This is a genomic window from Microbacterium sp. AG790, assembly GCF_003634765.1.
GTDB lineage: Bacteria > Actinomycetota > Actinomycetes > Actinomycetales > Microbacteriaceae > Microbacterium.
In genome coordinates, this window is sequence record NZ_RBWZ01000012.1 from 1 (window position 1) to 13,820 (window position 13,820).

Genomic DNA, 13,820 nt, shown 5'->3' on the forward strand with positions numbered 1-13,820 from the left:
GCTGCACTCCTACAATCACCACAGGCCCCACACCGCGATCGGCGGCCACCCACCCATCAGCAGATTGACCAACGTCCCTGGGCAGCACAGCTAGCCCGCGGCCCTCGCACCACGCCGCGCACCGCGCGAGTTCACAACTCCGGAGAACTGTGAACGGACAGGCCGACTCTTCCGTCCGGAATGGGTGATCGAGGTTCTCCGGCGGGCGGTAGCCCGCGGCCCTCGCACCACGCCGCGCACCGCGCGAGTTCACAACTCCGGAGAACTGTGAACGGACAGGCCGATCCGTGGCCCAGAGGGCTGAACCTGCTCGGAAACTCCGGAGTTGTGAACGGTGGCCGTGATCGAGACGCGCACCGGGCTCCCCCGCGCTCCGCCCGAACCCCGAACCCGAACCCGAAGCCCGAACCAGAACCCGACCCCGAACCAGAACCCGAGCCCGCCCGGAACCCTTGACGGGGCTGCCGTGGGGTGCTGGTCAGGCGTCGAAGCCTTCGCCGATGAGCTCGATGAGCTCCTCGCGCTCCTCCACCGACAAGAAGGCGCCCGCGGCCGCGTTCAGCTGGAAAGCCTCCAGGTCTTCGAGACGGTAGTCGAAGGTCTCGGCCAGCAGCGCGAGCTCGCGCGTGAGCGAGGTGCGGCTCATCGTGCGGTTGTCGACGTTGACCGTCACGGCGAAGCCGAGCTGGTACAGCAGGTCGAACGGATGATCCTCGAGGCTCTTGCCCCACGCCGCGATCGCCCCGGTCTGCAGGTTCGAGGAGGGCGAGAGCTCGAGCGGGATCTCACGGTCGCGCACCCACCGCGCCAGGTCTCCGAAGGTCACCAGCACCTCGTCGCCCTGCTGCTGCACGACCTCGAGGTCTTCCGCGATGCGCACGCCGTGGCCGAGGCGCAGGGCGCGGCCGTCGAGGATCGCGGAGCGGATCGAGTCGAGACCGGCCGCCTCTCCCGCGTGCACCGTCACCGGGAAGAACTCTGAGGCGAGATAGTCGAAGGCGGCGCGGTGACGCGACGGCGGGAAGCCGTCCTCCGCTCCGGCGATGTCGAAGCCGACCGCTCCGCGACCCCGGAACGCGACGGCGAGCTGAGCGATCTCCAGCGAGCGGTCGGCGTGACGCATCGCCGTGATGAGCTGGCCGACGCGGATGTCGCGACCCGAGCGATCGACGGCGTCCTCGCCTTCCTCGATGCCCTCCTGCACGGCCTCGACGGCCTCCTCGAGCGACAGCCCGCCCGCGAGGTGCTGCTCCGGCGCCCAGCGCACCTCGCCGTAGATCACGCCGTCGGCGGCGAGGTCTTCGACGAACTCCTTCGCGACGCGGCGAAGGCCCTCGGCGCTCTGCATGACGGCGGTCGTCAGATCGAACGTCTTCAGATACTCCACCAGCGAACCCGAGTCGCTCTGGTCCTCGAACCAGTCGGCGAGCTCCCCGGCATCCGTCGTCGGGACCTCGAGGCCGATCTCGTCGGCGAGTTCGATGATCGTCTGAGGCCGCAGCGCACCGTCGAGGTGATCGTGCAGCGAGACTTTGGGAAGCGAGCGGATGGAGACGCCCTCGAGCTTCGGGTCGGCGTAGGGGTCGGTGGCCATGGGGCTTCCTTCTGGTGGGCTGTGCGGGTGGAGCTTGAGGTCAGGCGGTGATGCGCTCGAGGACGAGCGGAGTGGATGCCGGGGCATCCGTTCCGATCTCCCACGCGCCTTCGAGCGCGTCGAGGGCGCGCTCGAAGCGCTTGTCATCATCGGCCAGAAGGGTGAACAACGGCTGTCCGGCGACGATGGATGCGCCGGGCTTGACGTGCAGGTCGATGCCGGCGGCGTGGATGACGGGGTCCTGGGCGCGCGCGCGTCCCGCGCCCAGACGCCAGGCGGCGATGCCGAACGGGAGCGCCTCCATCCGCGTCAGCACACCGTCTCGGGCAGCGACCACGGTGTGCGTCTCGCGGGGGGTGGGCAGCGGCGCATCGGGATCGCCGTCCTGCGCACGGATCATCTCCCGCCACGCGTCCATGGCGCGTCCGTCGCGCAGCGCGGCTTCGACGTCGGCGTCGGGCTGTCCGGCCAGGGCCAGCATCTCGCGCGCCAGAGCCACGGTGAGCTCGACGATGTCGGCCGGGCCGCCGCCGGCGAGCACCTCGACCGACTCGCGCACCTCGTTGGCATTGCCGATGGCGAGGCCGAGCGGGGTGTTCATGTCCGTCAGCAGCGCTGTCGTGGCCACGCCCGAATCGGTGCCGAGGGCGACCATCGTCTTCGCGAGCTCGCGCGCCTTGTCGACATCGCGCATGAATGCGCCGGAGCCGAACTTGACGTCCAGGACGAGCGCGTCGGTGCCCTCGGCGATCTTCTTCGACATGATGCTCGAGGCGATCAGCGGGATGGCCTCGACCGTGCCGGTGACATCGCGCAGCGCATACAGCCGCTTGTCCGCCGGAGCGAGGCCCGAGCCGGCCGCGCAGATGACGGCGCCGACGTCGCGCAACTGCGCGAACATCTCGTCGTTGGAGAGCGCGGCGCGCCACCCCGGGATCGACTCGAGCTTGTCGAGTGTGCCGCCGGTGTGCCCCAGGCCGCGACCGGACAGCTGCGGCACCGCGACACCGAACGCCGCGACGAGCGGCGCGAGCGGCAGCGTGATCTTGTCACCGACGCCGCCGGTGGAGTGCTTGTCGACGGTGCGCTTGCCGAGACCGGCGAAGCTCATGCGCTCGCCCGATGCGATCATCGCGTCGGTCATCACACGGATCTCATCGCGGTTCATGCCGTTGAGAAGCACCGCCATCGCGAAGGCCGCCATCTGCGAGTCGGCGACGTATTCGCGCGTGTACGCGTCGATCATCCAGCGCAGGGCGTCCTCGGGCACCGTACCGCGGTCACGCTTGGCGCGGATGACGTCGACCGCGTCGAAGGGCTCGACCGCGGCATCCGGCGTGTTCTGCGTCCCGCCGCTCATCGCGACACCTCCTCGAGGTCGCGCGGGCCGAAGGCATCCGGCAGCACCTCATCGATCGTGCGGATGCCGGAGACGGTCTCTAGCAGCATTCCCGGAAGGGCGAACTCGTTGAGCAGCTGACGGCAGCGCCCGCACGGCATGATCGTCTCCCCCTCCTTGTTGACGCACACGAAAGCGACGAGCTGCCCGCCTCCGGACATGTGCAGATCGCCCACGAGGGCGCATTCGGCGCAGAGCCCGACGCCGTAGGAGGCGTTCTCGACGTTGCAGCCCGACACGATGCGTCCATCGCTGACCAGCGCCGCGGCTCCGACCTGATAGCGGGAGTAGGGCGCGTAGGCGCGCTGCATGGCCTCGGTGGCGACGGCGCGCAGCTCGTCCCAGTCGATGTCGGTCATGAAAGAGGTCACTCCTTGATATAGGGCTTGCCGGATGCCGCGGGCCCGCGAATCTGGCCGGCGAAGCCGACCACCGCGAGAATCGTGACGGCGTACGGCAGCATGAGCATGAACTCGCTCGGGATCGGCGTCTTCAGCACGGTCAGCAGGTTCTGCAGGTTGGTGGCGAATCCGAACAGCAGCGCGGCCAAGGTCGCACGCACCGGATCCCAGCGTCCGAAGATGACGGCGGCAAGCGCGATGTAGCCGAGCCCCGCGGTCATGTCCTTCGTGAACTGCGGCACCGAGACGAGGGTGAAGTACGCGCCGCCCATGCCTGCGATCGCGCCGGCCAGCAGCACGTTCCAGAACCGCGTCGGGTTGACCTTGATACCCACCGTGTCGGCAGCCTGCGGGTGCTCGCCGACCGCCCGCAGACGCAGGCCCCAGCGCGTGCGGTAGAGCCCCCACGTCACGACGATGACGACGACGATCATGAAGTAGACGAGGAAGGTCTGGTTGAACAGGGCCGGACCGATGACGGGAATGTCGCCGAGGACCGGGATCTTGATGAGGTCGAACCGCGCCGGGCTGTTGAGCGTCTGCGTGTTGGGGGCGAGCATGACGCCGTAGAGGAAGCCGGTGAGGCCCGACACGAAGACGTTCAGCACGACACCGACGATCACCTGGTCGACGATGTACTTGATCGAGAACGCGGCGAGGGCGAAGGCGACGACGACACCGCCGAGCATCGCGCCGATGAGCCCCACGAACGGGTTCTGCGTGATGCTGGAAAGCACCGTCGCCGTGAAAGCCCCGAGCAGGAACTGCCCTTCGATCGCGACGTTGACGACACCGACGCGCTCGCCGATCACACCGCCGAGGGCACCGAAGACCAACGGCACCGCGAGCGAGATCGAGCCGCCGAGCAGCCCGACCAGCGTGATCGCTCCGGAAGCGCCGGCTCCGGCCCACGTCAGGAACGCGACCATGGCGAGCACGGCGTACACGATCGGGAGCCAGAGACCGACCGGGCGGTACTGGCGGGCCGCCACGAAGGAGATGACCGCGAGCGCCGTCGCGATCGCCCACGCGGCCCACACCACGGGCAGCGCCGGAATGCTCACGTCGCCGAGAGCGATCACCGCCCCGGCTTCGGCAAGTCGATACGTGGTGACTCCGTCGCGGGGAGCGAGAAGGAAAAGGATGCCGAGCAGTCCGGCGAGCACGAGGAGGGTGACCGGCACCTTCATCGCGCGCACCTTGACGACGGTCGGCTCTCCGATCTCGGGAGCGATCACCGGCGCGGTCATGCTGCCACCGCCTTCTGGTCGTTGCCGGCATCCGATCCGTTGCCGCGGGCGCGGCGCCGCGCGAGGCGGGCACGCGAACGCGGTGAGCGCTCGGCGTCGGTCTTGGGAAGGAAGAAGATCGTGCGGATCAGCGGCGGTGCGGCGATGAACAGCACGATCAGCGACTGGACGACGAGCACGATGTCGACGGGGATCTGCTGCAGCGCCTGCATCGGGAACGAGCCCGCCTTGAGCGCACCGAACAGGATGCCGGCCCAGAACGTCCCCCACGCGCGGCTGCGTCCGAGGAGGGCGACGGTGATGGCGTTGAAGCCGATACCGGCGTCGATGCCGCCGTCGAAGCCGCTCGTGACCGTGCCCTGGATCTGGCACATGCCTGCGATGCCGGCCAGGCCGCCCGCGAACAGCATCGCGTAGATGTAGACGCGGGGAACGCTGATGCCCGCCGCGCGCGCCGCGTGCGGGTTCTCGCCGACGGCGCGCATGCGGAAGCCGAGGCTCGAACGCTCGACGAGCCACCAGACGAACAGCGTCGCGACGATGACGATCACGAAGCCCCAGTTGAGCTGGTTGAACTGCTCACCGAACAGGAGCGGGAAGCGCGCGCTCTCCGGCGTGGGTCGGCTGATCGGCTGGATGTTGTCGGGCTTCTGGAGCAGCTCGGGAACACGCACCATCCACGACACCAGGTAGAAGGCGATGTAGTTGAGCATGATCGTGAGGATCACCTCGTGCGCGCCGGTGCGCGCTTTGAGCAGACCCACGAGTCCGCCCCACAGCGCGCCGCCGATGATGCCGACCACGAGCGTCAGGGGCACCTGGATGATCGCGGGCAGATCCAGCTGGAAGGTCACGAGCGCCGCGGCGGCGCACGCGATGAGCATCTGACCGCGGGCACCGATGTTGAACAGTCCCACGCGGAAGGCGACGGCGATGCCCAGAGCCGCCGCGATGAGCGGTGTCGCAAAGCCAAGGGTGTTCGCAAGCGGCCGGATCGCGCTCAGGAAATCCGGCGCTTTCGGGTTGAAGACCGAGCCGGTGAACAGTGCGGCGTAGGCACCGGCGACGGCGGTCCAGGCGGCCGAGATCATGTCGCCCGGGCGCGCGAAGAAGTAACCGGATGCCGCCTGCACCTCCGGGTTGGTCACGGCGATGAGCACACCGCCGACGATCAGTGCCAGCACCACGGCCAGGATCGTCGTCACGACATTGCCGCGCAGGATCTCGGTCATGACCCGGTTGGCGGTAGGCGGAGCGGGTACCGCCGCGCCGGGCGCCAGGGGTGCGGGGTCGGTCGTGGTGCTCACGCGGCATCCTCCGTCGGGTTCTCGCCGGCCATCATCAGGCCGAGGACATCACGCGGCGTGTCCGCCGGGACGATGCCCACGATGCGCCCGCGGTACATCACGAGGATGCGGTCGGCGAGCGCGACGACCTCATCGAGTTCGGTCGACACCACGACGACGGGGATACCCGCGTCGCGCGTTTCGACGATGCGCTTGTGGATGAACTCGATCGAGCCCACGTCGACGCCGCGCGTCGGCTGGGAGGCGAGGAAGAGCTTGAGGCTGCGACTGAGCTCGCGCGCGATGACGACCTTCTGCTGGTTGCCGCCGGAGAGCGACCCCGCGGCTTGGCCGGGCCCCTGCGTGCGGATGTCGAACTCGGCGATCCGCTCCTTGGCGAAGTCGTCGAGGATGCCGCGGCGAATGGTCCCCCAGCGGGAGAAACCGGGGTCGTCGGACCGGTCGAGGATGAGGTTCTCGGCGACCGAGAACGCTCCGACGAGCCCGTCTTCACCGCGGTCCTCGGGGACGAAGCCGACACCGCTGGCGAGCACCTGGTTGACGCTGCGGCCGAGGAGTTCGGCGCCGTCGAGGCTGATCGATCCGGTCGTGTGCGAGCTCAGACCCATGATCGCCTCCGCGAGCTCGGTCTGGCCGTTGCCCTGCACACCGGCGACGGCGAGAACCTCGCCGGGGCGCACGTCGAAGCTGATGTCGTCGACGAGGACGACGCCGTCGGCGCCGATGACGCGAAGGTTCCTGACCTCGAGACCGCCCGTGCCGATGTGCGGGGGGTTCTTGTGCACGGTCAGCTCGACCGGGCGACCGACCATCATCGAGGCGAGCTCGGTGTTGGATGCGGTGGGCTCGGCCTCGCCGACCACCTTTCCGAGACGGATGACGGTGATGCGATCGGCGACCGCGCGCACCTCGCGCAGCTTGTGCGTGATGAACACGATCGCCGTGCCCTCGTCGCGCAGCTGCTTCATGATGGACATCAGCTCGTCGGTCTCTTGCGGGGTGAGCACCGCGGTGGGCTCGTCGAAGACGAGGACCTTGGCGTCGCGCGAGAGCGCCTTGATGATCTCCACCCGCTGCTGCACACCGACGGGAAGATCGCCGACGAGGGCGTCGGGGTCGACATCGAACCCGAAACGCGCGGCGACCGCACGCACGTGTGCGCGAGCGGCGGCAAGGTCGAGCGAGCCCAGGGCGCCGGTCTGCTCGTGGCCGAGCATGACGTTCTCGGCGACCGTGAAGACCGGGATGAGCATGAAGTGCTGGTGCACCATGCCGATACCGGCGGCCATCGCGTCTCCGGGGCCGCGGAAATCCTGGACGACGTCGTCGAGCAGGATCTGACCCTCATCGGCCCGGTAGAGGCCGTAGAGGACGTTCATCAGGGTGGACTTTCCGGCACCGTTCTCACCCAGCAGGGCATGGATCTGCCCCGGCTCGACGACGATGTCGATGTGGTCGTTGGCGACGAGCGATCCGAACCGCTTCGTGATGCCACGCAACTCAAGCTTCATACGTGTGACCCTATCCAGAGAGGCCGGGCACGAGAAGAGAGCGGGGCGCTTCGCCGGCCGGCGAAACGCCCCGCTCTCGTGCTCGTGGATTACTTGGGCGAGCTGGGCGAGGTGACCTTGATCTCGCCGCTGACGATCTTCGCCTGCAGCGCCTTCAGCTCGTCCTGCAGACCAGCCGGCAGCTTGCTCTCGTAGTCGTGGAACGACGAGAGGCCGACGCCTTCGTTCTCCAGCGTGCCGACGTACGGCGTGCCGTCGAACTTGCCCTGAGCGGCCTGCGTCACGGCGGTGTACACCGCGGTGTCGATGCGCTTCATGACGGAGACGAGGATCTGGTCGGCGACCGAGGGGTCGGCCACGGCGAGGTCGGAGTCGACACCGAGCATGACGGTGTTCTTGCCGCTGTCCTTGATGGCGGCGCTGGCCGACAGGTAGATCGGACCACCGACGGGCAGGATCACGTCGACACCCTGGTCGAGGATGCCCTGCGCCGTCTGCTTGGCCGTGTCGTTGGCCTTGAAGTCACCCGTGAACGAGCCCTTCTGCGCCGCCGCGTCCCAGCCGAACGACTGGACGTTCGCACCCTTGTCGGTGTCGTACTTCTTGACGCCCTCGACGAAGCCGTCCATGAAGATCGTCACGGGCGGGATCTGCATGCCACCGAAGGTGCCGACCTTGTTCACACCCGACGCCTGCGACCACGCCGCAGCGGCGTAGCCGCCGAGGTACGCGGCCTGAGCCGTGTCGAAGAGGAGCGGCTTGATGTTCGGCTCGTCCGTCTTGCCGTCCTGGTTGCCGTCGGCCATGTCGTCGATGATGGCGAAGTTGACGTTCGGGTTGGCCTTGGCCGCGTCGATCGTCGCCGCGGAGAGCTTGAAGCCGACCGACACGATGAACGTGCAGCCGCCCGAGAGCAGGGCGTCCATGTTCGGCTTGTAGTCGTTGTCGGACTTCGACTCGACCTCGAGGGGCTTCACGCCCAGCTCTGCGGCAGCCTTGTCCATGCCGTTCTTGGCCGACTCGTTGAACGACTTGTCGTTGAAGCCGCCGTTGTCCGAGACGAGGCAGGGCTTGAAGCCGTCCACGACGGTGCCGCCGGCGGCGGCCGAGCCGGAGCCTGCGGGGGTCGGGGCCGAGCCGCAACCGGCGAGGGCGATGATGAGCCCCGCGGCAGCTGTGATGCCGGCGAGCTTCTTGGTGGTCGAGATGGTCAATGCAGCCTCCACATTGATAGACCCGCGGATTTCGCGGGCGCACGGATCGAAGTTACCTACTGTGACGTGGGATTTGCACGCTGCACACCCGGGTGCGGGCGAAAGGTTACAAAGACGCAATCAAGCCGACACGAACGCGGCATCCTGCCTGGTGCTGTGCGCTCAGAGGACGTCGCCGCGACCGGTGAGCTTCAGCGCGTCCACGACGCCCTTCACGCGCTGGGCGTGCTCGCTCGTGGTCACCAGGAGCGCGTCGGCGGTGTCCACGACGACGATGTCCTTGACCCCGATCAGGCTGATCACCCGGTTGGTGTGGCTGACGACGATGCCGCTCGCGGCATCGGAGAGGATGCGCGCGTTCTCGCCCAGGATCGCGAGATCGTTCTTACGCCCTCCGCTGTTCAGCTTGGCGAGGCTGGCGAAGTCACCCACGTCGTCCCAGTCGAAGTGACCCGGTACGACGGCCAGGCGCCCCTTCTCGGCGGCGGGTTCGGCGACGACGTAGTCGATCGCGATCTTGGGCAGCTTCGGCCAGATCCGGTCGACCGCGGGACCGCGGCGGTCGCGGTCGTCCCATGCCTCGGCGAGCTCGAGCAGCCCCGCGTGCAGCTCGGGGTTGTTCGCCTCGATCTCAGCCAGGAGCACATCGGCGCGCGAGATGAACATGCCCGCGTTCCAGAGGTAGTCGCGATCGGCGAGGTACTGCTTCGCCGTCTCGAGGTCGGGTTTCTCGACGAAGCGCTCGACGAGCGACGCGTCGCGCGCGCCGTCGACGATGAGCTCGCCGCCGCGCTTGATGTAGCCGAACCCGACGGCAGGCTCGGACGGCGAGATGCCGACGGTGCAGATATAGCCCTCGCGCGCGACCTCCACCGCATCACGGACGGCGAACTCGAACACCCGCGTGCCGCGGATCACGTGGTCGGCCGCGAACGATCCGATGATGACGTCCGGCTCGCGTCGGTGCAGGATCGCGGCCGCCAGGCCGATCGCGGCGGCCGAGTCGCGCGGCTCGGACTCGAGGAACACGTTGCGGTCGGGGATGCCGGGAAGCTGCTCTTCCACCGCGGCACGGTGAGCGCGCCCCGTGACGACGGCGATGCGGTCGGCACCCGACAGGGGCGCGAGACGGTCCCAGGTGTCGCGCAGGAGGGAGTGTCCGGATCCGGTCAGGTCGTGGAGGAACTTGGGGGCGTCGGCGCGCGACAGCGGCCAGAGGCGGCTGCCGACACCGCCGGCGGGAATCACGGCGTAGAAGTCGTCGATCGGATCGGCCATGCCGCCAAGGCTACCGGGCCGGGCGTGACGGACCGATTTCGTGAAGAAGGCCGTTTCGTTCCGAATCTCTCGATATCGAGAGAACTTAGGCTCGCCTTCGTCGCCCTGCTCTCGAACGCCGACTTAGGATGAGACTGCGCCCGTGTGCGACGCCGAGGGTCCAGTGCCGTTGTGAACCCCGGGGCCGATGTCAGCCCCCGCCGTGCCGAGGTGTCCGTTCACACCAAGGGAGGACGACCGTGTCTGCACCAGCACGCGTCACACCGTCGGTAGCTCAGACCACGTCCAAGACGCCGCGCGGAACGCTCTACCGCGGCAACGAGGGCATGTGGTCGTGGGTGCTGCACCGCATCACCGGCGTCGCCATCTTCTTCTTCCTGCTCGTGCACGTGCTCGACACGGCGCTGATCCGCCTCTCCCCCGAGGCGTACGACGCGGTCATCGGCACGTACAAGAACCCGATCATGGGCTTCGGCGAGGTCGCCCTCGTCGCGGCGATCGTCTACCACGCCTTCAACGGCCTGCGCATCATCGCGGTCGACCTGTGGCCGTGGGCGACCCGCCACCAGCGCCAGCTGTGGTGGGGCGTGCTGGGCCTGTGGGTCGTGACCGTGGGCGGATTCGCCGCGCGCCACATCCCCATCGTGCTGTCGAACATCGGAGGCGGTCACTGATGTCCACCCTCACCCCGAGCAACGATCAGACCATCCCCGCACCGCGCTCCCCGCAGGTGCGCAAGAAGGGGGCCAACCTCGAGAAGATCGGCTGGATCTACATGCGCGCCTCCGGCGTGCTGCTGGTCGTGCTGATCTTCGGGCACCTCTTCGTGAACCTCATGCTCGGCGAGGGCATCCACGGCATCGACTTCGCCTTCGTCGCGGGCAAGTTCGCGAGCCCGTTCTGGCAGGTCTGGGACGTGCTGATGCTCTGGCTCGCCCTCATCCACGGCGCGAACGGTATGCGCACGATCGTCAACGACTATGTCGTCGGCGCGACCACCCGCAAGGTGCTGGTGTGGGCGCTGTGGATCGCCGCGGGCTTCCTGATCGTGCTCGGCACCCTCGTCGTCTTCACCTTCGACCCGTGCCTGGGCGTGGAGAACTCGACGACGGACTGGCTCATCCAGATGTGCGCCGCGCGCTGAACGCGCTCCACGACGCTCATGACGACGCAGAAGACAAGGCATTCCTGACGTGACTACCCAGCAGCATCCCGAAGCCGTACTCAAGGACGGCGTCTACTACCACGAGTTCGACATCGTCATCGTGGGCGCCGGCGGTGCCGGCATGCGCGCCGCGATCGAGGCGGGCCCGGGCGCCCGCACCGCCGTGATCACGAAGCTGTACCCGACCCGGTCGCACACCGGTGCGGCGCAGGGCGGCATGGCGGCGGCGCTCGCGAACGTCGAAGAGGACTCCTGGGAGTGGCACACCTTCGACACCGTCAAGGGCGGCGACTACCTCGTCGACCAGGATGCCGCGGAAATCCTCGCCCGCGAGGCGATCGACGCGGTCATCGATCTCGAGAACATGGGGCTGCCGTTCAACCGCACTCCCGAGGGCAAGATCGACCAGCGCCGCTTCGGCGGGCACACGGCCGACCACGGCAAGACGCCCGTGCGTCGCGCGTGCTACGCCGCCGACCGCACCGGTCACATGATCCTTCAGACGCTGTTCCAGAACTGCGTGAAGCTGGGGATCAACTTCTTCAACGAGTACTACGCGCTCGATCTCATCACGGTGAAGGATGCCGACGGCAACACGCAGGTCGCGGGCGTCGTGGCCTACGAGCTGGCCACCGGCGACCTCCACGTCTTCCACTCCAAGGCCGTCATCTTCGCCACCGGCGGCTTCGGCAAGATCTACAAGACCACCTCCAACGCCCACACCCTCACCGGCGACGGCGTCGGCATCGTGTGGCGCAAGGGCCTGCCGCTGGAGGACATCGAGTTCTTCCAGTTCCACCCGACCGGTCTCGCGGGCCTCGGCATCCTGCTCACCGAGGGCGCCCGCGGCGAGGGCGCGATCCTGCGCAACGCCTCCGGCGAGCGGTTCATGGAGCGCTACGCGCCGACCATCAAGGACCTCGCCCCGCGTGACATCGTCGCGCGCTGCATGGTCAAGGAGGTCCTCGAGGGCCGCGGCGCCGGACCCCACAAGGACTACGTGTACCTGGACTGCACCCACCTCGGCGCGGAGGTGCTGGAGACCAAGCTCCCCGACATCACCGAGTTCGCCCGCACCTACCTGGGCGTCGACCCGGTCACCGAGCCGGTGCCGGTCATGCCAACCGCCCACTACGCGATGGGCGGCATCCCGACCAACAACAACGGCGAGGTGCTGCAGAACAACGACACCGTCGTGCCCGGCCTGTACGCCGCCGGCGAGTGCGCGTGCGTCTCCGTGCACGGTGCGAACCGCCTCGGCACCAACTCGCTGCTGGACATCAACGTCTTCGGCAAGCGCAGCGGCCGAAACGCGGTCGAGTACGTCCAGACGGCCGACTTCGTCCCGCTGCCGGAAGACCCCGCCAAGGAGGTCCGCGAGATGCTCGAGGGCCTGCGGAGCAACACCGGCACCGAGCGCATCGCCGTTCTCCGCAAGACGCTGCAGGAGGAGATGGACGCCAACGCCCAGGTCTTCCGCACCGAGGAGACCCTGACCAACGTCATGGGCACGATCCACGACCTGCGCCAGCGCTTCAAGAACGTGCACATCGACGACAAGGGCAAGCGCTTCAACACCGACCTGCTCGAAGCGGTCGAGCTCGGCTTCCTGCTCGATCTCGCCGAGATCGTCGCCTACGCGGCCCGCAACCGTCGCGAGAGCCGCGGCGGCCACATGCGCGAGGACTACCCCGACCGCAACGACGAGCAGTACATGCAGCACACGATGGCCTACCTCACCGGCGACCCGCACTCGCCCGACCCCGAGGACCACATCAAGCTGGACTGGAAGCCGGTCGTGTTCACCAAGAACGACAAGGGCGAGTTGAACTACCCCCCGATGGAGAGGAAGTACTGATGTCGACCGCGATCGTCGAGCAGGACGTCGTCGCCGAGACGACCGGTGAGGCCCCGATCCAGTCGTACCTCGTCACCTTCATCATCCGCCGGTTCGATCCGGAGACCGACAGCGAGCCACGCTGGGTCGACTACGACGTCGAGATGTACCCCACCGACCGCGTGCTGGACGCCCTGCACAAGATCAAGTGGGAGGTCGACGGCTCGCTCACCTTCCGCCGCTCGTGCGCCCACGGCATCTGCGGCTCCGACGCCATGCGCATCAACGGCCGCAACCGCCTGGCCTGCAAGACGCTGATCAAGGACCTCGACATCTCGAAGCCGATCTACGTCGAGGCGATCAAGGGCCTGCCGCTGGAGAAGGACCTCGTCGTCGACATGGAGCCCTTCTTCGCGTCCTACCGCGAGGTGCGGCCGTTCCTCATCGCGAACAGCAAGCCCGAGGCCGGCAAGGAGCGCATCCAGTCGATCGTCGACCGCGAGATCTTCGACGACACGACCAAGTGCATCCTCTGCGCCGCGTGCACCTCGTCGTGCCCGGTGTTCTGGACCGACGGTCAGTACTTCGGCCCGGCCGCGATCGTCAACGCGCACCGCTTCATCTTCGACTCGCGCGATGACGCCGCCACGACGCGCCTGGACATCCTCAACGACAAGGAGGGCGTGTGGCGCTGCCGCACGACCTTCAACTGCACCGAGGCGTGCCCCCGCGGCATCGAGGTGACCAAGGCCATCGCCGAGGTCAAGCAGGCCGTCATGCGCGGCGGTCGCTGAGCGCACCCACCGACGGGGAGATCGATGGCGGGACCTCGACGGCCCCGGCATCCGCTCTCGCTACGCTGAT

Annotated in this window: 12 protein-coding genes; 4 read left to right on the plus strand and 8 right to left on the minus strand. The window is 67.9% G+C overall.

Annotated elements, in window-relative coordinates; translation table 11 throughout:
- Positions 1 to 478 precede the first annotated feature (478 nt).
- The 8 genes from DEU37_RS13040 to DEU37_RS13075 form a co-directional block, all read right to left on the minus strand.
- The gene (locus DEU37_RS13040) at positions 479 to 1,594 is read right to left on the minus strand and encodes an adenosine deaminase (RefSeq protein ID WP_121191068.1); all 1,116 of its coding nucleotides are present in this window, start codon (positions 1,592 to 1,594) and stop codon (positions 479 to 481) included.
- 40 nt (positions 1,595 to 1,634) lie between these two features.
- Entirely contained in the window at positions 1,635 to 2,954 is a 1,320-nt protein-coding gene (locus DEU37_RS13045; RefSeq protein WP_121191069.1) for a thymidine phosphorylase, read from the minus strand.
- Entirely contained in the window at positions 2,951 to 3,352 is a 402-nt protein-coding gene (locus tag DEU37_RS13050) for a cytidine deaminase (RefSeq protein ID WP_005048137.1), read from the minus strand. Before DEU37_RS13050 ends, DEU37_RS13045 begins: the two co-directional genes overlap by 4 nt.
- Before the next feature lie 8 nt (positions 3,353 to 3,360).
- Positions 3,361 to 4,644, minus strand: coding sequence for an ABC transporter permease (locus DEU37_RS13055; RefSeq protein WP_121191070.1), 1,284 nt, complete (start codon positions 4,642 to 4,644; stop codon positions 3,361 to 3,363).
- Complete coding sequence (locus tag DEU37_RS13060) at positions 4,641 to 5,951, minus strand: ABC transporter permease (RefSeq protein ID WP_259457291.1); 1,311 nt, start codon at positions 5,949 to 5,951, stop codon at positions 4,641 to 4,643. The genes DEU37_RS13055 and DEU37_RS13060 overlap by 4 nt, the downstream gene beginning before the upstream one ends.
- A complete protein-coding gene (locus DEU37_RS13065; RefSeq protein WP_121191071.1) occupies positions 5,948 to 7,462 on the minus strand; it encodes an ABC transporter ATP-binding protein in 1,515 nt (504 codons plus the stop codon). Before DEU37_RS13065 ends, DEU37_RS13060 begins: the two co-directional genes overlap by 4 nt.
- 89 nt (positions 7,463 to 7,551) lie before the next feature.
- Positions 7,552 to 8,676, minus strand: coding sequence for a BMP family protein (locus DEU37_RS13070; RefSeq protein ID WP_121191072.1), 1,125 nt, complete (start codon positions 8,674 to 8,676; stop codon positions 7,552 to 7,554).
- Positions 8,677 to 8,838: 162 nt separating this feature from the next.
- Entirely contained in the window at positions 8,839 to 9,954 is a 1,116-nt protein-coding gene (locus DEU37_RS13075; RefSeq protein ID WP_121191073.1) for a mannose-1-phosphate guanylyltransferase, read from the minus strand.
- Positions 9,955 to 10,193: 239 nt separating this feature from the next.
- Between DEU37_RS13075 and sdhC the strand changes: the two genes are divergently transcribed.
- Genes sdhC through DEU37_RS13095 form a run of 4 tightly spaced genes read left to right on the plus strand, consistent with a single transcriptional unit; the run spans position 10,194 to position 13,750 of the window.
- Positions 10,194 to 10,628, plus strand: coding sequence for a succinate dehydrogenase, cytochrome b556 subunit (sdhC, locus tag DEU37_RS13080; protein ID WP_005048122.1), 435 nt, complete (start codon positions 10,194 to 10,196; stop codon positions 10,626 to 10,628).
- The gene (locus tag DEU37_RS13085) at positions 10,628 to 11,098 is read left to right on the plus strand and encodes a succinate dehydrogenase hydrophobic membrane anchor subunit (protein WP_005048118.1); all 471 of its coding nucleotides are present in this window, start codon (positions 10,628 to 10,630) and stop codon (positions 11,096 to 11,098) included. The genes sdhC and DEU37_RS13085 overlap by 1 nt, the downstream gene beginning before the upstream one ends.
- A 49-nt stretch (positions 11,099 to 11,147) precedes the next feature.
- Positions 11,148 to 12,977, plus strand: coding sequence for a succinate dehydrogenase flavoprotein subunit (sdhA, locus tag DEU37_RS13090; protein WP_121191074.1), 1,830 nt, complete (start codon positions 11,148 to 11,150; stop codon positions 12,975 to 12,977).
- On the plus strand, positions 12,977 to 13,750 hold the full coding sequence (locus DEU37_RS13095) for a succinate dehydrogenase iron-sulfur subunit (protein WP_121191075.1): 774 nt from the start codon (positions 12,977 to 12,979) through the stop codon (positions 13,748 to 13,750). Before sdhA ends, DEU37_RS13095 begins: the two co-directional genes overlap by 1 nt.
- The last annotated feature ends 70 nt before the right edge of the window (positions 13,751 to 13,820 follow it).

Excerpts from the sequence above, each read along its gene's own strand:
- DEU37_RS13040 (WP_121191068.1), bottom strand. The coding sequence starts at position 1,594 with ATGGCCACCGACCCCTACGCCGACCCGAAGCTCGAGGGCGTCTCCATC.
- DEU37_RS13045 (WP_121191069.1), bottom strand. The coding sequence starts at position 2,954 with ATGAGCGGCGGGACGCAGAACACGCCGGATGCCGCGGTCGAGCCCTTC.
- DEU37_RS13050 (WP_005048137.1), bottom strand. The coding sequence starts at position 3,352 with ATGACCGACATCGACTGGGACGAGCTGCGCGCCGTCGCCACCGAGGCC.
- DEU37_RS13055 (WP_121191070.1), bottom strand. The coding sequence starts at position 4,644 with ATGACCGCGCCGGTGATCGCTCCCGAGATCGGAGAGCCGACCGTCGTC.
- DEU37_RS13065 (WP_121191071.1), bottom strand. The coding sequence starts at position 7,462 with ATGAAGCTTGAGTTGCGTGGCATCACGAAGCGGTTCGGATCGCTCGTC.
- DEU37_RS13075 (WP_121191073.1), bottom strand. The coding sequence starts at position 9,954 with ATGGCCGATCCGATCGACGACTTCTACGCCGTGATTCCCGCCGGCGGT.
- DEU37_RS13085 (WP_005048118.1), top strand. The coding sequence starts at position 10,628 with ATGTCCACCCTCACCCCGAGCAACGATCAGACCATCCCCGCACCGCGC.
- DEU37_RS13095 (WP_121191075.1), top strand. The coding sequence starts at position 12,977 with ATGTCGACCGCGATCGTCGAGCAGGACGTCGTCGCCGAGACGACCGGT.